Here is a 20,326-nt window from a genome sequence, read left to right as displayed (position 1 = left end):
AACTTTTATAGGTATATTAGAATCTATATTGGAAACCACCATAGATGCCAAATGGATGACCAGGTCTTAATCCTGCAGGTACTCTTGAAGCTGCATAAGTAACATCGAATAAATTAATTACGTTAGCAGTTAAACCAAATTTTTCATTAATAAAATACTTAGCAGATGCATCTATAATAAAGTTAGATGCTACCAACTCATTTGTAGGTATTGTTCCAGAACCAGCCATTGTTCTAAACGCTCCATTATAACGTGCATTTAAGTTTACTTCATATTTTTTGTGCTCAATAGAAAAGCTTGTATTAAATTGATGTTTTGGGATGTATGGTAATTCATCCCCAACAGCAACAGTTCCCCAAATACTATTAGAGCTCCCAAAACTATTTTCAAATTCTGTATTTGTATAAGTATAGCCAAAAGTTATAGGCAAAGACACCTTACTGTTTGCATTAGAAAAATTATAATTTAATAATAACTCTAAACCATTTACAATCACTTCACCAGCATTAAACTGATCAAGTGAACCAGTACCTCCAGTTGCAGCTAAATCGCTTCCTAAAAGGTTTGAATAGTCGTTATAGAAACCAACAATTTCTCCATATAATTTACCTGCTCTAAAACGTGTTCCTAATTCATAGTTTATACTTTCTTCTGGTTGTTCTCCAACTTGATTTCCTGGAGGGGAAAATCCTTTATGTATACCTCCAAATAATGAAAAATCATTGTTAAATTGATAATTAGCACCCATTCCAGGAATAAATACATCTACAGAATTTTCTCTTGTGGCTAAATTAACTCCACTTCTTGTAGTATCGTTTTTTCCATAATCAACTCTTTCTAATGTTATGTTTTCATAACGTACTCCAGGAGTAAAGGTCCAGTTTTTGTATTTTAATTTATAAGTAATGTAGGATGCAAATGCGTTTGCACTACTTATTCTGTTTGCATCTGTTCCAGGAGTTCCAGCCGTAGTTAAATTTAAAATTCCAGCATTAGAAATACCATATCTATCTACCCATTGAAATCTATCTTCTTCATCATAATGATAACGTAATCCAACTTCGATATCATGAAATGCATTCTCTGTATACCAATGATAGTCTAATTTAGTTTGTAATCCTTGTGAATAGTATTTTCTATTATTAGCTTTTAAAGCAATTGCATCTGGTGCAGAATTTACAGTACCATTTACCACATTATAGTAATCTGAAAAAGTTGTAGGATCTTCTAAAATATCTGATAAACTTTCTGTATTTCCATTTATCGTAACATCATTTAATTTGTACCAGTTTCTTGCAAAATTGTTTCTATAGGCCTGTGTAGTTAATCTTATATTCTCTTTAAAATCAATAGTATATGTTATTACATATTGAGAATGATCTGTTGTCATTTTATCATTATTCGAAGAAGGATATCTGTAGAAAGGGTTTGTATCAAAATCATTTTGACTTAAACCCAAATATGTCTCATTACCAACTTCATCACTATACTGAAATTTAAATTCTAAACGTTGTTTAATACTTGCATTAGGAAATAATTTAGCACTAATTTTAGCTACGATATCATTTTTATTGAAGCCTGTGTTTTTTCCACTAGGTAAATGTTTAAATCCATCAGAACCGTAATTTAAATATTCTAGTACATAACCAATATTTCCAGAAGTACCTCCAATTTTTGCATGCAATTGATTGGTGTTAAAACTTCCATAACTAGCTCTAACACTTCCACTAAATTCAGTAGGAATTTGTGCAGAAATCATATTAATAGCACCACCAGTTGTAAAAGGTCCATATTGTACTTGACTACTTCCTTTTAAAACTTCTACAGCTTCCATTCTAGCTATTGTTGGAAAATAGTATGCTGAAGAAGAACTATATGGAGCAGGAGCAGCTAAAATTCCATCTTCCATAATAGTAATCTTAGCACTTCTTTGTGGAGAAGTACCTCTTAAACTAATATTAGGTCTTAATCCAAAACCATCTTCTTCATAAAGAGTAACTCCTGGTATAGATTTTAAAACTCTATTTACATCTGTAAAATTAAATTTTTGTAATTCTTTCGTTGACAAATAGAAAGCAGAACCAGTTCTGTTTTTAGCAACATATTTGTTACCTAATATTTTGTTTGTAGAAATTATTATTTCGTCTAATTTTTGAATAGAATCTAACGAATTTTTCTTTTTCTTGTTTTCTTGTGATGATAAACTTATTGTAAATAAGGTAGTTAACAATAATATTGATCTCTTCATTTTATTTAGATTAATTTTAAATAGTTTGTTTTTCGGGTGCAAATATAAAGCCTAAAATAGATTTGACAAAGTTTATTTAGAATAAATAAAAATAAAAACTCTTAACAGATTCATTCTGAATAAGATGGAATATCGATTTTTATTGTTAATCAAATTTCGAATTTAAAATTAATCTAAATAATCGATTTTTTTTTAGATATTTTTAAAACTCTTAGTTAGTTTGTAATTTTATAAAAAAACACAGTATGTTCAATTCTATTAATTTACAAGAAGTTTTAGAGAAGCAAAGAGATAGAAAGTTCACAGAAGAAAATGTATTAGATTTCTATCAAAAAATTTTTTTAGAAGTAGACAAACAAAGAGAATCTACTTTAAATGAATTAAAAAGTACATCTAAAAATACTCATAATAATTTTGATATCAATAAGGTTGAAACAAATGCTATATTTCATATTTCTGATATAAAAAAGTTATGTGCAGATTATAGGCTTAGATTTTTAGACACAGTTTTTTTTAAAGATGAATATCCAGAAGAAGCTATAACTAAAATTCATGAATTAGAAAACTTGCACAATACTACTTTAAGTGGTTTTAAAATTGTTGCTCCAATTGATGTTTTTAAATTAAGAAAAGCAGATGATCCTTTATTATTTGCACCAATGGGAAATGGTTATTATTATTTAATACATAAATGGGGTAATGATGTAAACCCTTTTAGAAAAATAAGATACTGGTCTGTTAAAAATATAGAAAACTTATTAATCTCGATGACACTTTTTAGTATTATTTGTACTGCTTTAACATATCCATTTTTTATTAAAAGAGAACCAGATTTTGGTTATTTGTTAATGTTATTTATGTTTTTCTTTAAAGGAGTAGTAGGTTGTTTTTTCATATTTTTTGGTGGTTCAGGAAAGAATTTTAGTGAATATTCTTGGCAAAGCCAATATGATAAAATTAGATAACAATAATTTAAAGTCTATCAACATATTAAATCAATTATATGTTGTAAATTTGTTCGCAATTAAATTTTAATTGCGATGCTTTCACACGAAAACAAAATATTAGGAGAGGGTTTAACCTATGATGATGTACTTTTAGTACCAGCTTTCTCTAGAGTTCTACCTAGAGAAGTAAGTATTCAAACCAAATTCACAAGAAATATTACTATTAATGTACCAATAGTTTCAGCAGCTATGGATACTGTAACAGAATCTGCTTTAGCCATTGCTATGGCTAGAGAAGGAGGTATAGGTGTGTTACATAAAAATATGACTATTGAGCAACAGGCTTTAGAAGTTAGAAAAGTTAAGAGAGCAGAAAGTGGAATGATTTTAGATCCTGTTACTTTACCACTAACAGCGGTTGTAGGTGATGCAAATAATAACATGCGTGAGCATAGTATTGGTGGTATACCTGTTGTAGATCAAGAAGGTACATTAAAAGGGATTGTAACTAATAGAGATTTACGATTTGAGCATAATCAAGCAAGACCAATAGTAGAAGTAATGACAAGTGAAAACTTAATTACAGCTTCTGTAGGAACTTCTTTAAAAGATGCTGAAAAAATTCTTCAGAAAAATAAAATTGAAAAACTTTTAATTGTAGATGATAATTACAAATTAAAAGGATTAATTACGTTTAGAGATATAACTAAAGTTACTCAAAAACCAATTGCCAATAAAGATTCTTATGGTAGGTTAAGAGTTGCAGCAGCAATTGGAGTTACTGGAGATGCTGTTGAAAGGGCAGAGGCTCTTGTAAATGCAGGTGTAGATGCAGTGATTATAGATACAGCACATGGACATACAGAAGGTGTTGTAAATGTACTAAGAGAAATTAAATCAAAATTTAAACAGTTAGATGTTGTTGTAGGTAACATTGCAACTCCTGAAGCTGCTAAATTTTTAGTTGATGCTGGTGCTGATGCTGTTAAAGTTGGAATTGGTCCTGGTTCTATTTGTACTACAAGAGTAGTTGCTGGTGTTGGTTTTCCTCAATTTTCAGCTGTATTAGAAGTTGCAAATGCCATAAAAGGAACAGGAGTACCTGTTATTGCTGATGGTGGTATTCGTTATACAGGTGATATTCCAAAAGCAATTGCAGCAGGTGCAGATACTGTAATGTTAGGTTCTCTATTAGCAGGAACAAAAGAATCTCCTGGAGAAACCATTATTTACGAAGGAAGAAAATTTAAGTCTTATAGAGGAATGGGATCTGTTGAAGCCATGAAACAAGGTTCAAAAGATCGTTATTTTCAAGATGTAGAAGATGATATTAAAAAACTTGTTCCAGAAGGAATTGTAGGAAGAGTTCCTTACAAAGGTGAGTTATTTGAAACTATGCACCAATTTATTGGAGGATTAAGAGCTGGTATGGGTTATTGTGGAGCTAAGGATGTAGAAACGCTTAAAGAAAATGGAACGTTTATAAGAATTACTTCAAGTGGTATTACAGAAAGTCATCCACATGATGTAGCTATTACCAAAGAAGCTCCTAATTATAGTAGAAGATAAATTAAGTAAAAAAAGCCAGCAAATTTGCTGGCTTTTTTTTATTTAATTGGAATTTTTATTTCGTATAACTTTCTACTCTTATTATTTAATTTATTTTCTCTTAACCAAGGATTATAAATTTTAAATTCTTTATATGTTAATCCATATCCTTTAGCAAAAGAAGTAATATTAGAAATTGCAGTGTCTACTTTTACTGTATATGTTTTTGGTAATGTATATAAATCTTTTTCCTCTAACAAAAAACCATATTTTTTAGGGTTATTAATAATTTCTTTTAAAGCTAAAATTCTAAATACATACCTTTCTGTTTCATCTGGTAAAAGCGCATCATAATAATTAGAAACTTGTTGTGTTTCTAATCTTTTAGCTACTCCATAATTACCTGCATTATAAGCAGCAGCAGCTAAAGTCCAACTTCCAAAACGTTCTTTAGATTTTATTAAATACTCTGCAGCAACTTTTGTGGATTTTTCAATATGATAACGTTCATCTACATTATTATTAATTTCAAGACCAAATTCTCTACCTGTTTTTTTCATAAAATGCCACATTCCTGCAGCTCCTGCTGTAGAAGTTTCATCTGTAAATCCACTTTCTGCTAAAGCAAGAAATTTAAAATCATCTGGTAAACCATATTTTTTTAGTAATGGCTCTATAATTGGAAAATATTTGTTAGCTCTTTTCATTAATAGCAAACCATTAGATTGCCAGTAAGTATTTACTAATAATTCTCTATCCATACGTTCTTTTACATCAGGAATTTCTAAAGGAACTCTTTCTCCGGCTAAATTTATATTTTTAGGTAACTCAAGAGCTTTTATTTTATAATTTTCATGTGTATTTGTTTGATCATTATCATTTATAACATCAACTTTATCTGGGCTTACAGCATTATAAAATAAAATGGAAACAATTACTACAGCAATTATATTTATGTAGTGTAAAGGTTTTTTCATAGTTGTTTATATTATTATTTAAAAGTAAGTATAATATCGAAATTATGTAGTTAAAGTCGTGTGAATTATTTCAGATATCTTTTTAGCTTTTGTGATAATCATAACATGAGTTCCATTTTCTATTTCTATAAAATTACTAATATTTTGAACAGGAAAAACATGATCTTTAGTACCATGTATATGAATTGTATTTGGCAAGGGTTCTTCTTGTTGCCAATGCAAAACATTATGAATAGACCATTTCAAATAGGTTTCATTTCTTTCAGATAAATATTTTTTATAAATTTTAGCTCTCTTTTTAAGTGATTTACCAAGAAAAAATTTAGCATAATCCTCAAAATTGCTTACTAGTTTAGTAGGGAATAGCTTATACAACTTACTCATACTAGCAACTTTAAATCTTTTTGGAAACTCATGATGAGTTTTAACACTAGAAATAAGTATAATTTTTTTTACATCTAAAAATTTACTCATTTCTTGAACCATAATACCACCAAAAGAAACACCAACTAAGACACATTTTTTATGTTTAATTTTATCACACATTCTCATTGCGTAATTAGAAATAGTTTCTTCTAAGGCTAGTGGCTTAATCCATTGTAAAAGATGAAGCTCATATAGACTTTTATCAAGATCAATATTTTCAAAAATTTCTGGTCCAGCAGCCAAACCAGGCATAAAGTAGATATGTGTTTTTGTCATTTATTTTAAATGTTTTGCAAATACAATATTGCAAATTTTATACCAATTTATACAATGACTGATTGTTTTACAAAATCAAATCTAACTAAACCATCAGCATCAATTTCTGAAAGTTTAATGGTATGTAAAGTATTCACTAAATCAGGATTCCATGGAGTTTTTACTTTTACATAATTTTCTGTAAAACCATGAATATATCCTTCTTTATTTTCACTTTCAAAAAGAACAGTTAAGGTATTACCTAATTGACTTTCATAAAAAGCCCTTCTTTTTTTTACAGACAAACCACGTAACATCTTACTTCGTTTTGCACGTACTTTTTTGGGTACAACACCTTCCATTTCTACAGCTTCTGTATTTGGTCTTTCAGAATATGTAAAAACGTGTAAATACGAAATATCTAAATCATTTAAATAGTTATAAGTTTCTAAAAATAATTCGTCTGTTTCTCCAGGAAAACCAACAATAACATCAACTCCAATGCAAGCATTTGGCATTACTTCTTTAATTTTAGAAACTCTATCTGTATATACTTTTCTTAAGTACCTTCTTTTCATTTTCTTTAAAAGCTCATCACTTCCAGATTGTAATGGAATATGAAAATGTGGTACAAAAGAGTTAGATGTAGCAACAAAATCTATAGTTTCATCTTTAAGTAAATTAGGCTCAATAGAAGAAATTCTTAACCTATGAATCCCATCAACTTTATCTAATTCTTTAACTAATTCTAAAAATGTATGTTCGTGTTTTTTATTCCCAAATTCACCTTTTCCATAATCACCAATATTAACACCAGTTAACACAATTTCTTTAATACCTTTAGAAGATATTTCTTTAGCATTATGAATCACATTTTCTAAAGTATCGCTTCTAGAAATACCTCTAGCTAAAGGAATTGTACAGTAAGTACATTTGTAATCACAACCATCTTGTACCTTTAAAAAAGCACGAGTTCTATCTCCTATAGAGTAAGAACCTACATAAAAATCTGCATCAGAAATTTCACAAGAATGGACTTCTCCAACATCATTTTTAGATAAATCATTAATATAACTGGTTACATTAAATTTTTCTGTTGCACCTAACACTAAATCTACTCCATCAACAGCTGCTAATTCTTCAGGTTTTAATTGCGCATAACAACCTACAGCAATTAAAAAAGCATCTTCATTCTTTTTTAATGCTTGTTTTACAATCGTTTTAAAGCGTTTGTCTGCATTATCTGTAACAGAACAAGTATTTATTACATAAATATCTGCAGAATCTTCAAACTCAACTCTTTTAAAACCTTCATTTATAAAGTTTCGAGCAATAGTAGAAGTTTCAGAAAAGTTTAATTTACATCCTAAAGTATAAAAAGCTACTTTTTTCTCATCCATCATTAATGTATCTTTAGCACTTGCAAAAGTAGTATATTATTCATGATTTTTGAAACAGAAAGGCTAATAGTTAGAAAGTTAACAGTAAATGATTTAGCTTCTTTTCACAATTTAGAAAGCAACCCTAATGTGTTGCGTTTTGCAGATGGTGAAGTAAAATCTTTAAGAGAAAATAAAAAAGAATTAAGTTTATTAATAAATAAATATAATATTCTTGATAATGATTTTTGGATTTACGCAATAGAAAGAAAAACTGATTCTATATTTATTGGAACAGTTGCTTTTGTAAAAGATGATAAAGATGATGAAATAGGATATCGTTTTATTGAAGATTTTTGGGGAAAAGGATATGGTTTAGAAATTTGTAATGGTATTTTACAATACGCAAAGCTGATAGGTAAAAATAAATTAATTGGCTATGTAGTTGAAGATAATGTAGCCTCTTTAAAAATCTTAGAAAAAGTTGGTTTTAAAAAAGTGAATACTTTTACTAATAAACAAAAACAGAAAGAAATAAAATATCAAATAATATTATGATAGTAGACCATTTAGAGCCTCCTTATTATGCTGTTATTTTTTCTACAATTGCAAATGAAAATCTAGATGGGTATTTTGAAACTTCAGAAAGAATGGAAGAATTAGCAAGAGAACAAAATGGATTTTTAGGAATAGAATCTGCAAGAAAAGAAATTGGAATTACAGTTTCCTATTGGCAAAATTTAGATGATATTTCAGCATGGAAAAACAACATTGAGCATACAGAAGCTAGAAATTTAGGAAGAGAGAAGTGGTATAAAAAATACCAACTAAGAATATGCAAAGTAGAAAGAGAATATGGATTTGAAAAATAATATATGTACGCTAAACTTCAGGCTATAGCTGAGAAATTCATCAGTAAAAAGAACATTTATAAATACGGGTTTAATTATTCTCCAATGTATAGAAGATCTACAGGAAGAGTAATTTTTGTTTCTGAAGATTTACATAAGGTAATAGTTCGTATTAAACTAAGTTACAAGAATAGTAATTATGTTGGCTCTATATTTGGTGGTAGTTTACTGTCAGCTTCAGATCCCATTTTTATGATTCAATTACTTAATATTTTAGGTAATTCTTATGTAGTTTGGGATAAAGCTACTTATATAAGATTTAAAAAACCTGCAAAAGAACATTGTTTTATAGATTTTACTTTTACTTGTGAAGAAATAGAGGATATTAAAAAACAAGTAAAAGAAAATAACAAAATAGACATTGTAAAAAATATACAAATTACAAATAAAGATAAATCTGTTGTTTTTGCTGAAATAGATAAAACAATTTATATTGCTGATAAAGAGTATTATAAATTAAAAAGAAAGAATAAAAGCTCTACATTAATATCTAGCTATTAGCTTTATGAATAATCTTATTAAAACAGATGTTTGCATTATTGGTGCTGGTCCTTCAGGTTCAGCAACATCTATTATGTTGTCAAAGGAGAAAATTCATCATTATATCATAGATAAAGCTGTTTTTCCTAGAGATAAAACTTGTGGTGATGGTCTAATTTTATATGCTTATAAATCTTTAAAAATATTTGGAGACAATATATTCAATAGTTTTTTAAATCATCCAAAAATATTACATTCTAAAATCGTAAGACTTCATATAAATAATGAGTTAGTTATAAATTTTAAAGAATCTAAAGATAGAGATATGCTTATCTCTTATGTAAAAAGAATTGATTTTGATAACTTTTTGGTAGAACAAATTTCAAACGATTTTGCTTTTAAAGAGTTTGGTAATGGTGTTAAAAGTTTAGAAAAAACAGAAAAAGGAATATTAGTAAAACTTAAAGATAATAAGCAAATTTTAGCAAAAATTATTGTTGGTGCAGATGGAGTTAATTCTTTAGTTTCTAGAAAATTAACTAAACAAAAACCAGATACAAAATATAAATCGACCTTTATAAGTGCTTATTTTAAAAATGTTGAACATCTGCCAAAAGATAATGAGGCAGAAATACGTATTGTTTATAAAAAAACACCTTTGTTTTTTTATATTTTTCCACTTTCTGATGGAACAGTAAATGTGAGTTTAGGAGCTAGAACAGATAAACTAAATAAATACAACATTAATTTACTAGAAGAAGTTGATCATATTTTAAATTCACACGAAAAAGTAAAACATAAATTTAAAAAAGCTACTATTACTAGTAAATGGCGTGGTTGGGTGATTCCTTTTCATTTTGGTAAACAACAAGTTTTTGGAGATAATTTTTTATTAGTAGGCGATGCTGCAGGATTAGCTAATGCATTTTATAAAGAAGGCGTTGGTACAGGAATGATGTCTGGTATTTTAGCAGTAAAAACAATTAAAGAAGCTATTAGAATAAATGATTTTTCAAGTAAAACTTTAAATAAACATCAAAAGAATTTAAAAAGTGAATTTAGCAAATTATTGAAATTCAGTTATTTTACTTTAAGATTAATGAGGTTTAAACAAATATTCTATACACTAGTTTCTTTATTTAAAAACAAAGTAGAGAAGAAGTTTAAAAAAATGATAATTAAAAGAAGCTATTAGTTTTTTAAAAACTGATATTAGTCAAAATAGGAAAATGGTCTGAGTTTTGCTGTTTTTGAAAAGATTGGTATGAGTTTACAGATGTGTTTCTATCTGTTAGTATAAAATCAATTCTTAAAGGAAACCAATAATTAAAAGTTTTACCAAACCCTTTACCAGCCTCTAAAAATGTATCTTTTTTATCATTAGCTATTTGATTATATATCCAAGAATAGCTTGTGTTATTAAAATCACCAGCAACTATTTTTTTACCTTTCCAAGCTTTTTCATGTTCTAAAAATACTTTAGTCTGTTCAGCTTGTATTTTAAAACTTTCTTTTAATCTGGCAATTAGTTTTTCTGAATTTTCTTGACCAAAATTCTCTTCATTGGTGTTTAGTTGTAAAGATTGTAAATGAAAATTATAAATCCTAACTGTATCTTTTTCTTTTACTATATCAATAAAAATAATATTGTTAGAAGTGTTTTCTAAATTTAAAGAACCTTTATTAATAATTGGGTACTTAGAGTAAATTGCTAATCCTGTTTTATTATCTTTCTTTTGGGTTTTAATGTATTTATATTCATAATCTAGCTTTTCTTTCTCTAGAATATAATATTCCTGAAAAAGAACAATATCTGCATCTTTACTTTTTACAAAATTAATGATGTTTTTTCCAATACTATCATTGTCAATCCACTTCCAACGATTAAACATACGCACATTATAACTCATTATGCTTAATCCTTTTTTATTAGATAATTCTTTACCAGAAAATTGAATTAAGCTAGAATTAAAAGACCAACCTACTGCTAAGATAAGTGTAGATAATAGTAATTGTTTTTTAAGTTTAATAAGCCAATACAATACAAACAAGCTATTTATTATTATTAAAGCTGGTACAAATAGACTTAATATAGCTAAAAACGGAAATTTTTCTGGAGAAATGTAAGGCAGAAGATAAGACACTAATAAGGCCAATGCTAATAGTGTATTAATAAAATATATAAATTTATCTATAATAGATAACTTTTTCATGCAATTTGAAAGTTACAATTACTTTTTTCCTTGTTTAAATAAAAAATCTTTTTCTTCTTTTGTTAATGTATCATAACCAGATTTGCTAATTTTATCTAAGATAGCATCAATTTTTACTTGATTAGAATTTGTATTATTAACATTATTTTTTCTTTTAGTTGAAGATTTATAAACGGTTTTCATTTTTTTATTTTTTGATGAAAACATGCCCCATAAATTATTTAAAAAAGAAATTTCTTTATTACTAGCTCTAGAAACATATATAAAACCAAATAAAGCTCCTCCTAAATGTGCAAAATGCCCACCTGCATTACTACCTATTAATCCAAGAATATCTAAACCAATCCAAAAACCAGCTAAATACCATAATTTAACAAAGCCAATAAAACGCAATTTTATTTGATAGTTAGGCATATAGGTAGTAATACCTATAAAAATTGCAGAAATACCTGCTGAAGCACCAACTAAAACAGTAGATTTCCCTTCGAATAAAGGAAAATAATTTTGACTAAATAAAAAGAAAATTCCACCAAAAAGAGTACCTAATATGTAAAAGTTTAAAAGTTGTTTTTCTGTAAAATATTCTAAAAACAGGTTACCAATAAAGTAAAGTACAATCATATTCATTAAAATATGTAAAAACCCAGCATGTAAAAATCCATAAGATAAAATTGACCAAGGCTTTTTAAATAATGTATTAATATCATTATCTAATGAAAACCACTCCATGATAAAATTCATTTCTCCTTTATAAAGCCCTTGTAATACAGAGATTAAGAGTGTGCAAATAAATAATGCAACATTAAGGTAAATAAGTTTTTCTACTATATTACCAGTATTGTACCTGTATTTTAAATCTTTAATTATACTCATTAATATACTTTAAATTGATTTTTTTTCCAATACCAAGCAATTATAAATCCTATTAAAGCACCACCTATATGTGCAAAGTGAGCAATGTTTCCAACAGAATAACGAGTCATTCCAAAAAATAAATCAAAAGCAATTAATATAGGAATAAAGTATTTTGCTGCAATTGGCACTGGAAAGAATATTAAAGCCAGCTTTGCTTCTTTAAAATATAAACCAAAAGCTACCAGAACTCCATATACTGCTCCAGATGCACCCACTGCTGGAGTATTATAAAGACTATTAATTTCAATAATATCTCCAATATCAGCAGCCTTAGTTTGAGTCATTGATTCACTCAATATTTTCTCAGCTGATTGTAAAAAATAATCATAATTATTTGTAGAAATTTTCAAAAGCTGAATAATTTTATCTTCTGAAATTCCAATAGAAATAAAATCATTGTAAATACTATTAAATTGATAGTAGTTTACCAAAGTGTATATAAAAGCAGCACCAATACCAGCAGAGAAATAGAAAAAAATAAATTTATTTCTTCCCCACATTCTTTCTAATGGAGTACCAAAAGCCCATAAACCATACATATTAAATAAAATATGAGGAAAACTTCCATGTACAAACATATGAGTTACATATTGCCAAAATCCAAAATGTTCGTTTTTAGGAAAATGTAATGCAAGAATATTTGTAAAATCAAGTTGTAATAATTGTGGTGCAATAAATACAATTACATTTATTATAATTAGATGTTTTATGGCATCAGAAATTCTACTCATATCTTTTTAACTATTAAATAAATTATCTATTTCGTTTAATGTTAGGGTTTTAAAAGTGCTTTTTCCAAAAGGAGAAATATTAGGCTCTTTACAAGAAAACAAATCGTTAACTAATGCTTCTTGTTCTTTTTCAGACAACTTTGTACCTGTTTTAATTGCTAATGTTTTTGCAAAAGATTTAGCCATAACATCAAAATGAGAAAAACTTGTGTCTGGCACTTCTAAATTAATGTCACTTAATAATTCTTCTAGAATTATGGTTATTTTACTTTCTGTTACAGATACTGGTATTCCTTTTATAGTTACACTATCTTTAGTAAATTCATCAAAAGAAAAACCTGCATTTTCTAATTCAGTTTTTATGGTGTAAATCATTTCTATTTCTTGAGAAGAAAAAGAAATTTTAACAGGAAACAATAATTGTTGGCTATTAGCCTCTTTTACAGTTATACTTTCTAAAAACTCTTCATATAAAATTCTTTGATGAGCTAATGACTGATGTATTAAAACTACTCCAGATTTAATTAAACTCATCACATACTTTCGCTGAATTTGAAATGTTTTTTGAACTTTATCTTCATTTTCTGTAAAAAGCTCTTCTTGTTTATCATCAGAGGTTAAAACAGAAGTATACAAAGATTCCCATTGTTCATTTTTTTGTTCTCTTTTAAATGGAAAACGAATTTCGCTTTGTTTAGCTTCTTTAAAAGGATTAAAATCAGGATCTACCAAAACTTTTGGCACTGAAGCAGAACTGGTATTTTTTGTTTGATGGTATGATGTATCTAAAGTAGCATCTCTTTCAAAATCTAAAACAGGTGCAATACTGTATTGCCCTAAACTATGCTTAACAGTAGCTCTTAGCATAGCATATAAAGCCTTTTCATTATCGAACTTTATTTCTGTTTTTGTAGGATGAATGTTAATATCTATAGTATGATTTGGAACCTTTAGATATAAAAAATAGGAGGGATGAGTACCTTGCTCTAATAAACCATCGAAAGCATTTACAACTGCATGATTTAGGTAAGAACTTTTTATAAATCTATCATTTACAAAAAAGAATTGTTCACCTCTTTTTCTTTTAGAGAATTCTGGTTTAGCAACAAAACCGGTAATATTTAAAATATCTGTTTGCTCATCTATAGGAACTAATTTTTCATTCATTTTAGTTCCAAAAACAGCAACAATTCGTTTTCTAAGATTTGTGCTTTTTAAGTGATAAACTTCGTTATTGTTATGATGCAACAAAAAAGCAATATTTGGATGTGCTAAAACTACTCTCAAAAATTCATCAACAATATGCCTAGTTTCAACAGTGTCTGATTTTAAAAAATTTCTTCTTGCAGGTATATTGTAAAACAAGTTTTTAACAGCAATACTGGTTCCTTTAGCTGTATTTATAACATCTTGAGAAATAACTTTACTACCTTCAATTTTTATACAAGTACCTAATTCTTGATGCTCTTCTTTTGTTTTTAACTCAACATGAGCAATAGCAGCAATAGAAGCTAAAGCTTCACCTCTAAAACCTTTTGTTCCTAAATTAAATAAATCTTCAGCCTTTTTAATTTTAGATGTAGCATGTCTTTCAAAACACATTCTAGCATCTGTAACGCTCATTCCTTTACCATCATCAATAACCTGTATAAGTGTTTTGCCAGCATCTTTTAATAATAGTTTTATGTTTGTTGCACCAGCATCAATGGCATTCTCTAGTAATTCTTTAACAACAGAAGCAGGCCTTTGTACGACTTCTCCTGCAGCAATTTGATTAGCTACATGATCTGGTAAAAGTTGAATGATATCTGACATTAGCTTTTGAAAAATATTGATAAATCAAAATCTATAATGTATAAGAATATAAATACTAAGATTAAAATGATGTATATGATTGTTTTGTTTAAGCCTCCTTCACCAGATTTAAGTTCATCTATAGCATCTGTAAACTTGGTTTTTAACCCTTTGTTGGTTCCTGTAGTTTTTCTAAACTTATCTAGTTTGTGTTCTATTTTATAAGGATTTCCATCGCCTTTATAATAGCGAGGTTGATAATCAAATTTTTTGTTTGTTCTTTTTAAAAATCCCATAATACTGTAAAATAATTGATAAATAATGATCATGAGAAATCAAATATTATACCAATATAAAGTAAGTCAAATTTAAAGAATTAAAAGGAATACATCAAAGATTGATGCTAAAAGAATTCTTAAAATAAAGTGTTTAAAAAGTAATTTAGAAACCTATACTTTCTTTAGGGCTGTCTATGTGTTTTAAAGCAGCCATTTTTACAGCAGCAACAGCACACTCAATACCTTTGTTACCTAATTTACCTCCAGATCTATCTAGAGATTGTTGTTTGGTATTATCTGTTAATACACAGAAGATAATGGGTACATCATACTTTACATTTAAGTCGATAATACCTTGAGTAACACCTTCGCAAACAAAATCGAAATGCTTTGTTTCACCTTGTATTACATTACCAATAGCTATAATGGCATCTACTTTTTCAGATAGAATCATTTTTTTACAACCATACACTAACTCAAAACTTCCAGGAACATCCCAAGAAATAATGTTATTTTTTTCTGTACCACAATCAATTAAAGTATCAATTGCGCCTTTGTGTAAGTTTTGTGTAATCTCTGGATTCCATTCAGAAACAACAATCCCAAATCGAAAAGGTTTCGCATTTGGGATTGTAGCTTTATCATAATAAGATAAATTTGTTGTAGCCATCTTTACTAATTAGCTTTTAGTTAGCTGCATACTTAGCAGCATTTATAAATTTATCTATGTTGTTACCTTGATCAGAATTAGGATAATTATCTTTAATTCTTGTAAATAAAGATTCAGCTTTACTGTAATCTTTTAATAACATTGCTGTTTGACCAGCTTTGTATAAAAATAGAGGAGTTGTAAACTCATTATCTTTTTTATTAGCAGCTTTTTCGTAGTAATCTAAAGCATCTTCTTGTTGATCGATATCAGAAAAAGCATCACCAATAGCGCCTAAAGCTACAGGACCTAACATTTCATCATCCGAATTAAATTTGCTTAAATACTCTATAGCTTTATCGTATTTTTTTAATTGTAAGTAAGAAACTCCTGCATAGTAATTTGCTAAATTTCCTGCATCAGTACCACTGTAAGATTCAGCAATATCAACAAAACCATAATTACCATCTGCACCTTCTAAACCTAAAGTTAAAAGAGAATCTATATTAGACGAACCTGCAGTTGAAGCTTCATCAAAATATTTTCTTGGAAAAGCTAACTCATTAGAAGCTTCTAATTCATTAGGTTCTACAATGTATTTGTTATATCCTAAGAAAACTAAGAAAATAACAACAAGACCAACTAAACCATAAAATAATGGTTTGCTATTTTTTTCTATCCATTGTTCAGATTTAGAAGCAGTTTCATCTAAAGTATTAAATACTTCAGCTGTTGTACTGTCCATATCTTGAGCTAGTTCTTCTTTTTTATTCTTTGGTTTGTATCCTCTCTTCTTGTATGTTGCCATATTTCCTTAAAAATTAGTGGCGACAAAAATAGTTTTTTTAATTGGATTTTAAAAGGGCTTATTTTGTAAAAATTTCGATAATTTGCACACTAGTATTAAACTCCACATTTATTGATGTATTTAAAAAGATTATCTATAGTAAATTTTAAAAATATTGAATCACAATCATTTGATTTTCAGCAAAAAATTAATTGTTTTGTAGGTAATAATGGTGTAGGTAAAACAAATATATTAGATGCAATTTATTATTTGTCTTTTACTAAAAGTTACTTTAATTCTGTAGCTATACAGAATATTAGGCATGGAGAATCTTTTTTTATGATAGAAGGTGCTTATGAAATAAAAGACAGAAATGAAGTTATTATCTGTAGTTTAAAAAAAGGCCAGAAAAAAGTTTTAAAAAGAAATGGAAAAAACTACGAAAAGTTTTCTGAACATATAGGTCAGATACCTTTGGTTATAATTTCTCCAGCAGATAGAGACTTAGTTATTGAAGGAAGTGACACTCGTAGAAAATTTATGGATACTGTTATTTCTCAACAAAATAAACAGTACTTAAAAGATGTAATGGCTTATAATAAAGTGGTAAGTCAAAGAAATGCATTGTTAAAATATTTTGCAGCAAACAGAACTTTTGATGCTTTAAATTTGGAGGTTTATAATGCTCAGATGATAGAACTTGGGAATAAAATATTTGATGTTAGAAAGCAGTTTTTAAAAGAGTTTATTCCTATTTTTAATGAAAAATATAAATTAATATCAAGTGATTTTGAAAGTGTTAATTTAATTTACAAAAGCCAGCTACTCTCTAAAAGTATGAGAGATTTGTTAGATTCTTCTGTTGAAAAAGATAAAATTTTACAATATTCTACAACAGGAATTCATAAAGATGATTTAAGCTTTGAAATAGGAGAGTATCCTATAAAAAAGTTTGGTTCACAAGGTCAGCAAAAATCTTATTTAATTGCTTTAAAATTGGCTCAGTTTGAGTTTATAAAAAAACAATCTGGATTAACACCAATATTATTATTAGATGATATTTTTGATAAGTTAGATGAAAACAGAGTTTCTCAAATTGTAAGTTTAGTAAATAACGATGAATTTGGACAGATATTTATAACAGATACACATTCTGATAGAACAGAATCTATAGTTAGAGAAACTGGTACTGAATATCAAATATTTAAATTGTAATGGCAAAAAGAGAAAACGAATCTTACTCTATACAAGACTTAATGAAATCTTTTATAAAAGAGAATAACTTAAGTAAAGGCATGCAAAAACTTAAAGTAGAAGAAGCCTGGAATGCTTTAATGGGTAAGGGTGTAGTAAATTATACCACATCTGTAAGGTTGCAAAATAAAACTTTAGTTGTTCAATTATCTTCTTCTGTTTTAAGAGAAGAATTAAGTTATGGTAAAGAAAAAATTATTAAAATGCTTAATGAAGAATTAGGAGAACAAGTAATTTCTAAATTAATGTTGGTTTGATTTTGTTATTTCTCTATTATAATAACTATTAGTAGAAAAGTATTTATATAGTTGTTAGATGTTTTTTTTAGGGTAAATATCAATAAAAAAACTCGCAGATTACTCTACGAGTTTAATATATCTATAAAGTCTTTAGACTAAAACTGTTCTCTACCAGAAAAGTGAAAATTACCTTCAATAGCAGCATTTTCATCAGAATCAGAACCATGTACAGCATTTTCTCCCATAGAAGTTGCATAAAGTTTTCTAATAGTTCCTTCTGCAGCATCAGCTGGGTTAGTAGCGCCAATTAAAGTTCTAAAATCTTCTACAGCATTATCTTTTTCTAAGATTGCAGCTACAATTGGACCTCTTGTCATAAATTCAACTAATTCTCCAAAGAAAGGACGCTCACTATGAACTGCATAAAAAGTCTCTGCATCATTTTTAGTCATCTGTGTCTTTTTCATTGCTACAATTCTAAAACCTGCAGCATTAATCTTTTCTAATATAGCTCCTGTATGTCCGTTTTCTACAGCATCAGGCTTAATCATGGTAAATGTTCTATTTGTTGCCATTTTTATTTTTAAAATTTGTGCAAAAGTACATTTTTTAATGTTAATAACAAGTTAAGGATACACTACATTATTTTGAGTTTATAAAACAGATTTTTTGTTGATTTTAACAAATGTATAAGTAAATATATTTTACAAAATGGTATTAAATTGTATATTCGCAACTTATGATTTTAAAGGGATTTACAGAGCTAAAAGCTTTTTTAACAACGCCTAAAAATATTGTAATTGTTGGCCATAGAAATCCTGATGGAGATGCTATGGGCTCTACACTTGCGCTTAAGTTTTATTTAGAAAAAAAAGGCCACAATTGTACAGTAGTTGTGCCTAATGAGTATCCAGACTTTTTGCATTGGTTACCAGGATCGGATTCTACTTACAGGTTCGATTGGCAAAATAATCAATCGCAAAAAGCTATTCAAAATTCTGATATTATTTTCTTATTAGACTTTAATGCTTTACATAGAGTAGGTTCTGATATGCAAAAAACTTTAGAAAATTACAAGAATGATTTTGCTATGATAGATCATCATCAACAACCAGATGATGTAACCTATATGTATTCTGATACTTCTATTTGTTCTACATGTCAAATGGTATATCAGTTTATAGAAATGAATAATGATTTAGAGTTAATAGATGCTGATATTGCCACTTGTTTATATACAGGAATAATGACAGATACAGGCTCTTTTCGATTTAGGTCAACCACAAGTGCTACTCATAGAATTATTGCTGATTTAATAGATAAAGGAGCAGAAAATGATAGAATTCATAACAATGTTTATGATGCAAATTCATACAATAGATTACTTCTTTTAGGACAAGCTTTAAGTAATTTACAAATATTGCCATCTTATAAAACAGCTTATATTACTTTAACTTCAGAAGAAAAGAAAAGATTTGATTTTCAAAAAGGAGACACAGAAGGTGTTGTAAATTATGCACTATCTTTAAAAGGAATTATTTTTGCTGCTATTTTTATAGAAGATTCAGATCAAGAAATTATTAAAATTTCTTTTCGTTCTAAAGGTGAATTTTCTGTAAATCAGTTTGCAAGAAATCATTTTAGTGGGGGAGGACATGATAATGCTGCAGGAGGTAAATCTGACTTAGATATGGCAAAAACAGTAACTAAATTTACTAGTCTATTACCTCAATATAAATCAGAATTAGAATCATCTTATGAAGAATAGTTGTTTGCTTTTAAGTTTAGTTTTTTTTATAAGTTGTGCTAAGGTTCAGCCAAGAAGACCTATAAATCCAAAACCTTCTACAACTATTTTTGAGAGCAATACAGCACAAGAGCTTAAAAAGTTAAATCAAATTGAAGAACAAAAGATTTTAGATTTAATAAAAAATGATTCTACCAAAACCTATATTCAATCTTCAAATGGATTTTGGTATACATATGAAAATAAGATTGCAGAAAATTTACCAACCCCAAATAGTGGAGATGAAGTTGAGTTTTCTTATGATATTAAAGATTTAGAGGACATTAATATTTATTCCAAAGACGAATTAGGTGTAAAAAACTACATTGTAGATAAAGAAGACTTTATAACTGGTTTACAAAAAGGAATAAAGTTGATGAAAGTAGGAGAAACTATTACCTTTGTAATTCCATCATACAGTGCTTTTGGTATTACTGGAGATGGAAATAAAATAGGAATAAATCAATCAATAAAAAGTACAGTAACATTAATAAATATAAAATAAATTT

General features: G+C 27.9%; 22 protein-coding genes. 10 read left to right on the top strand and 12 right to left on the bottom strand.

Annotation, left to right across the window (positions count from 1 at the left end):
- Positions 1 to 16: 16 nt before the first annotated feature.
- A complete protein-coding gene (locus ACFOWD_RS11165) occupies positions 17 to 2,248 on the bottom strand; it encodes a TonB-dependent receptor family protein (protein WP_377410587.1) in 2,232 nt (743 codons plus the stop codon).
- Positions 2,249 to 2,493: 245 nt separating this feature from the next.
- On the opposite strand from ACFOWD_RS11165, the gene ACFOWD_RS11160 reads away from it, so the two are divergent.
- The gene (locus ACFOWD_RS11160; protein WP_377410585.1) at positions 2,494 to 3,213 is read left to right on the top strand and encodes a hypothetical protein; all 720 of its coding nucleotides are present in this window, start codon (positions 2,494 to 2,496) and stop codon (positions 3,211 to 3,213) included.
- Positions 3,214 to 3,288: 75 nt separating this feature from the next.
- Positions 3,289 to 4,764 carry an IMP dehydrogenase gene (guaB, locus tag ACFOWD_RS11155; protein ID WP_298992633.1) on the top strand — a complete coding sequence of 492 codons (1,476 nt, stop codon included), beginning with the start codon at positions 3,289 to 3,291 and terminating at the stop codon, positions 4,762 to 4,764.
- 38 nt (positions 4,765 to 4,802) lie between these two features.
- Here the strand turns inward: guaB and ACFOWD_RS11150 are convergent, their stop codons facing one another.
- The 3 genes from ACFOWD_RS11150 to mtaB are packed head-to-tail and all read right to left on the bottom strand — an operon-like array spanning position 4,803 to position 7,804.
- Positions 4,803 to 5,720, bottom strand: coding sequence for a lytic transglycosylase domain-containing protein (locus ACFOWD_RS11150; protein WP_377410583.1), 918 nt, complete (start codon positions 5,718 to 5,720; stop codon positions 4,803 to 4,805).
- A 42-nt stretch (positions 5,721 to 5,762) separates the two neighbouring features.
- On the bottom strand, positions 5,763 to 6,422 hold the full coding sequence (locus ACFOWD_RS11145; RefSeq protein ID WP_377410581.1) for an alpha/beta hydrolase: 660 nt from the start codon (positions 6,420 to 6,422) through the stop codon (positions 5,763 to 5,765).
- A 47-nt stretch (positions 6,423 to 6,469) separates the two neighbouring features.
- Positions 6,470 to 7,804, bottom strand: a complete 1,335-nt coding sequence (mtaB, locus tag ACFOWD_RS11140; protein WP_377410579.1) for a tRNA (N(6)-L-threonylcarbamoyladenosine(37)-C(2))-methylthiotransferase MtaB — start codon at positions 7,802 to 7,804, stop codon at positions 6,470 to 6,472.
- Between the two features lie 39 nt (positions 7,805 to 7,843).
- On the opposite strand from mtaB, the gene ACFOWD_RS11135 reads away from it, so the two are divergent.
- The 4 genes from ACFOWD_RS11135 to ACFOWD_RS11120 are packed head-to-tail and all read left to right on the top strand — an operon-like array spanning position 7,844 to position 10,366.
- Complete coding sequence (locus ACFOWD_RS11135; protein WP_377410577.1) at positions 7,844 to 8,338, top strand: GNAT family N-acetyltransferase; 495 nt, start codon at positions 7,844 to 7,846, stop codon at positions 8,336 to 8,338.
- The gene (locus ACFOWD_RS11130) at positions 8,335 to 8,652 is read left to right on the top strand and encodes an antibiotic biosynthesis monooxygenase family protein (protein WP_377410575.1); all 318 of its coding nucleotides are present in this window, start codon (positions 8,335 to 8,337) and stop codon (positions 8,650 to 8,652) included. The genes ACFOWD_RS11135 and ACFOWD_RS11130 overlap by 4 nt, the downstream gene beginning before the upstream one ends.
- Before the next feature lie 3 nt (positions 8,653 to 8,655).
- Positions 8,656 to 9,192 carry a DUF4442 domain-containing protein gene (locus ACFOWD_RS11125; protein WP_377410573.1) on the top strand — a complete coding sequence of 179 codons (537 nt, stop codon included), beginning with the start codon at positions 8,656 to 8,658 and terminating at the stop codon, positions 9,190 to 9,192.
- 4 nt (positions 9,193 to 9,196) lie between these two features.
- Positions 9,197 to 10,366 carry an FAD-dependent monooxygenase gene (locus tag ACFOWD_RS11120; RefSeq protein WP_377410571.1) on the top strand — a complete coding sequence of 390 codons (1,170 nt, stop codon included), beginning with the start codon at positions 9,197 to 9,199 and terminating at the stop codon, positions 10,364 to 10,366.
- A gap of 4 nt (positions 10,367 to 10,370) precedes the next feature.
- Here the strand turns inward: ACFOWD_RS11120 and ACFOWD_RS11115 are convergent, their stop codons facing one another.
- The 7 genes from ACFOWD_RS11115 to ACFOWD_RS11085 all read right to left on the bottom strand — a co-directional run bounded on the left by ACFOWD_RS11115 (position 10,371) and on the right by ACFOWD_RS11085 (position 16,559).
- On the bottom strand, positions 10,371 to 11,384 hold the full coding sequence (locus ACFOWD_RS11115; protein ID WP_377410569.1) for an endonuclease/exonuclease/phosphatase family protein: 1,014 nt from the start codon (positions 11,382 to 11,384) through the stop codon (positions 10,371 to 10,373).
- A gap of 18 nt (positions 11,385 to 11,402) precedes the next feature.
- Positions 11,403 to 12,257, bottom strand: coding sequence for a rhomboid family intramembrane serine protease (locus ACFOWD_RS11110; RefSeq protein WP_377410567.1), 855 nt, complete (start codon positions 12,255 to 12,257; stop codon positions 11,403 to 11,405).
- Positions 12,257 to 13,030 carry a rhomboid family intramembrane serine protease gene (locus tag ACFOWD_RS11105; protein WP_377410566.1) on the bottom strand — a complete coding sequence of 258 codons (774 nt, stop codon included), beginning with the start codon at positions 13,028 to 13,030 and terminating at the stop codon, positions 12,257 to 12,259. Before ACFOWD_RS11105 ends, ACFOWD_RS11110 begins: the two co-directional genes overlap by 1 nt.
- Before the next feature lie 6 nt (positions 13,031 to 13,036).
- A complete protein-coding gene (mutL, locus tag ACFOWD_RS11100; RefSeq protein ID WP_377410564.1) occupies positions 13,037 to 14,845 on the bottom strand; it encodes a DNA mismatch repair endonuclease MutL in 1,809 nt (602 codons plus the stop codon).
- Positions 14,845 to 15,120: a riboflavin synthase subunit beta gene (locus ACFOWD_RS11095; RefSeq protein WP_298992668.1), complete on the bottom strand. Its 276-nt coding sequence runs from the start codon at positions 15,118 to 15,120 to the stop codon at positions 14,845 to 14,847. The genes mutL and ACFOWD_RS11095 overlap by 1 nt, the downstream gene beginning before the upstream one ends.
- 145 nt (positions 15,121 to 15,265) lie before the next feature.
- Complete coding sequence (gene ribH / locus ACFOWD_RS11090) at positions 15,266 to 15,772, bottom strand: 6,7-dimethyl-8-ribityllumazine synthase (RefSeq protein WP_377410562.1); 507 nt, start codon at positions 15,770 to 15,772, stop codon at positions 15,266 to 15,268.
- 16 nt (positions 15,773 to 15,788) lie between these two features.
- Positions 15,789 to 16,559, bottom strand: a complete 771-nt coding sequence (locus ACFOWD_RS11085; RefSeq protein WP_298992672.1) for a tetratricopeptide repeat protein — start codon at positions 16,557 to 16,559, stop codon at positions 15,789 to 15,791.
- A 114-nt stretch (positions 16,560 to 16,673) separates the two neighbouring features.
- Here ACFOWD_RS11085 and recF point away from each other — a divergent pair, with 114 nt between their 5' ends.
- Both recF and ACFOWD_RS11075 read left to right on the top strand, forming a co-directional pair.
- Positions 16,674 to 17,753: a DNA replication/repair protein RecF gene (gene recF / locus ACFOWD_RS11080; RefSeq protein WP_377410560.1), complete on the top strand. Its 1,080-nt coding sequence runs from the start codon at positions 16,674 to 16,676 to the stop codon at positions 17,751 to 17,753.
- Positions 17,753 to 18,049 carry a DUF721 domain-containing protein gene (locus ACFOWD_RS11075; RefSeq protein WP_377410558.1) on the top strand — a complete coding sequence of 99 codons (297 nt, stop codon included), beginning with the start codon at positions 17,753 to 17,755 and terminating at the stop codon, positions 18,047 to 18,049. Before recF ends, ACFOWD_RS11075 begins: the two co-directional genes overlap by 1 nt.
- A gap of 137 nt (positions 18,050 to 18,186) precedes the next feature.
- Here the strand turns inward: ACFOWD_RS11075 and ACFOWD_RS11070 are convergent, their stop codons facing one another.
- Complete coding sequence (locus ACFOWD_RS11070; RefSeq protein ID WP_377410557.1) at positions 18,187 to 18,606, bottom strand: nucleoside-diphosphate kinase; 420 nt, start codon at positions 18,604 to 18,606, stop codon at positions 18,187 to 18,189.
- A 164-nt stretch (positions 18,607 to 18,770) separates the two neighbouring features.
- Here ACFOWD_RS11070 and ACFOWD_RS11065 point away from each other — a divergent pair, with 164 nt between their 5' ends.
- A complete protein-coding gene (locus tag ACFOWD_RS11065) occupies positions 18,771 to 19,799 on the top strand; it encodes a DHH family phosphoesterase (protein WP_377410555.1) in 1,029 nt (342 codons plus the stop codon).
- The gene (gene gldI, locus ACFOWD_RS11060) at positions 19,789 to 20,322 is read left to right on the top strand and encodes a gliding motility-associated peptidyl-prolyl isomerase GldI (protein WP_377410553.1); all 534 of its coding nucleotides are present in this window, start codon (positions 19,789 to 19,791) and stop codon (positions 20,320 to 20,322) included. The genes ACFOWD_RS11065 and gldI overlap by 11 nt, the downstream gene beginning before the upstream one ends.
- Positions 20,323 to 20,326: the final 4 nt, after the last annotated feature.

Source organism: Polaribacter marinivivus, from assembly GCF_042651285.1.
GTDB classification, from domain to species: Bacteria; Bacteroidota; Bacteroidia; order Flavobacteriales; family Flavobacteriaceae; genus Polaribacter; species Polaribacter marinivivus.
Note: the sequence above shows the minus strand (reverse complement) of the source record. Positions and strands in the feature narration are given on the sequence as shown.

Bases quoted from the DNA above. Each gene is read 5' to 3' on its own strand.
- ACFOWD_RS11165 (WP_377410587.1), bottom strand. From the start codon at position 2,248: ATGAAGAGATCAATATTATTGTTAACTACCTTATTTACAATAAGTTTA.
- ACFOWD_RS11160 (WP_377410585.1), top strand. From the start codon at position 2,494: ATGTTCAATTCTATTAATTTACAAGAAGTTTTAGAGAAGCAAAGAGAT.
- guaB (WP_298992633.1), top strand. From the start codon at position 3,289: ATGCTTTCACACGAAAACAAAATATTAGGAGAGGGTTTAACCTATGAT.
- ACFOWD_RS11150 (WP_377410583.1), bottom strand. From the start codon at position 5,720: ATGAAAAAACCTTTACACTACATAAATATAATTGCTGTAGTAATTGTT.
- ACFOWD_RS11145 (WP_377410581.1), bottom strand. From the start codon at position 6,422: ATGACAAAAACACATATCTACTTTATGCCTGGTTTGGCTGCTGGACCA.
- mtaB (WP_377410579.1), bottom strand. From the start codon at position 7,804: ATGATGGATGAGAAAAAAGTAGCTTTTTATACTTTAGGATGTAAATTA.
- ACFOWD_RS11135 (WP_377410577.1), top strand. From the start codon at position 7,844: ATGATTTTTGAAACAGAAAGGCTAATAGTTAGAAAGTTAACAGTAAAT.
- ACFOWD_RS11130 (WP_377410575.1), top strand. From the start codon at position 8,335: ATGATAGTAGACCATTTAGAGCCTCCTTATTATGCTGTTATTTTTTCT.
- ACFOWD_RS11125 (WP_377410573.1), top strand. From the start codon at position 8,656: ATGTACGCTAAACTTCAGGCTATAGCTGAGAAATTCATCAGTAAAAAG.
- ACFOWD_RS11120 (WP_377410571.1), top strand. From the start codon at position 9,197: ATGAATAATCTTATTAAAACAGATGTTTGCATTATTGGTGCTGGTCCT.
- ACFOWD_RS11115 (WP_377410569.1), bottom strand. From the start codon at position 11,384: ATGAAAAAGTTATCTATTATAGATAAATTTATATATTTTATTAATACA.
- ACFOWD_RS11110 (WP_377410567.1), bottom strand. From the start codon at position 12,257: ATGAGTATAATTAAAGATTTAAAATACAGGTACAATACTGGTAATATA.
- ACFOWD_RS11105 (WP_377410566.1), bottom strand. From the start codon at position 13,030: ATGAGTAGAATTTCTGATGCCATAAAACATCTAATTATAATAAATGTA.
- mutL (WP_377410564.1), bottom strand. From the start codon at position 14,845: ATGTCAGATATCATTCAACTTTTACCAGATCATGTAGCTAATCAAATT.
- ACFOWD_RS11095 (WP_298992668.1), bottom strand. From the start codon at position 15,120: ATGGGATTTTTAAAAAGAACAAACAAAAAATTTGATTATCAACCTCGC.
- ribH (WP_377410562.1), bottom strand. From the start codon at position 15,772: ATGGCTACAACAAATTTATCTTATTATGATAAAGCTACAATCCCAAAT.
- ACFOWD_RS11085 (WP_298992672.1), bottom strand. From the start codon at position 16,559: ATGGCAACATACAAGAAGAGAGGATACAAACCAAAGAATAAAAAAGAA.
- recF (WP_377410560.1), top strand. From the start codon at position 16,674: ATGTATTTAAAAAGATTATCTATAGTAAATTTTAAAAATATTGAATCA.
- ACFOWD_RS11075 (WP_377410558.1), top strand. From the start codon at position 17,753: ATGGCAAAAAGAGAAAACGAATCTTACTCTATACAAGACTTAATGAAA.
- ACFOWD_RS11070 (WP_377410557.1), bottom strand. From the start codon at position 18,606: ATGGCAACAAATAGAACATTTACCATGATTAAGCCTGATGCTGTAGAA.
- ACFOWD_RS11065 (WP_377410555.1), top strand. From the start codon at position 18,771: ATGATTTTAAAGGGATTTACAGAGCTAAAAGCTTTTTTAACAACGCCT.
- gldI (WP_377410553.1), top strand. From the start codon at position 19,789: ATGAAGAATAGTTGTTTGCTTTTAAGTTTAGTTTTTTTTATAAGTTGT.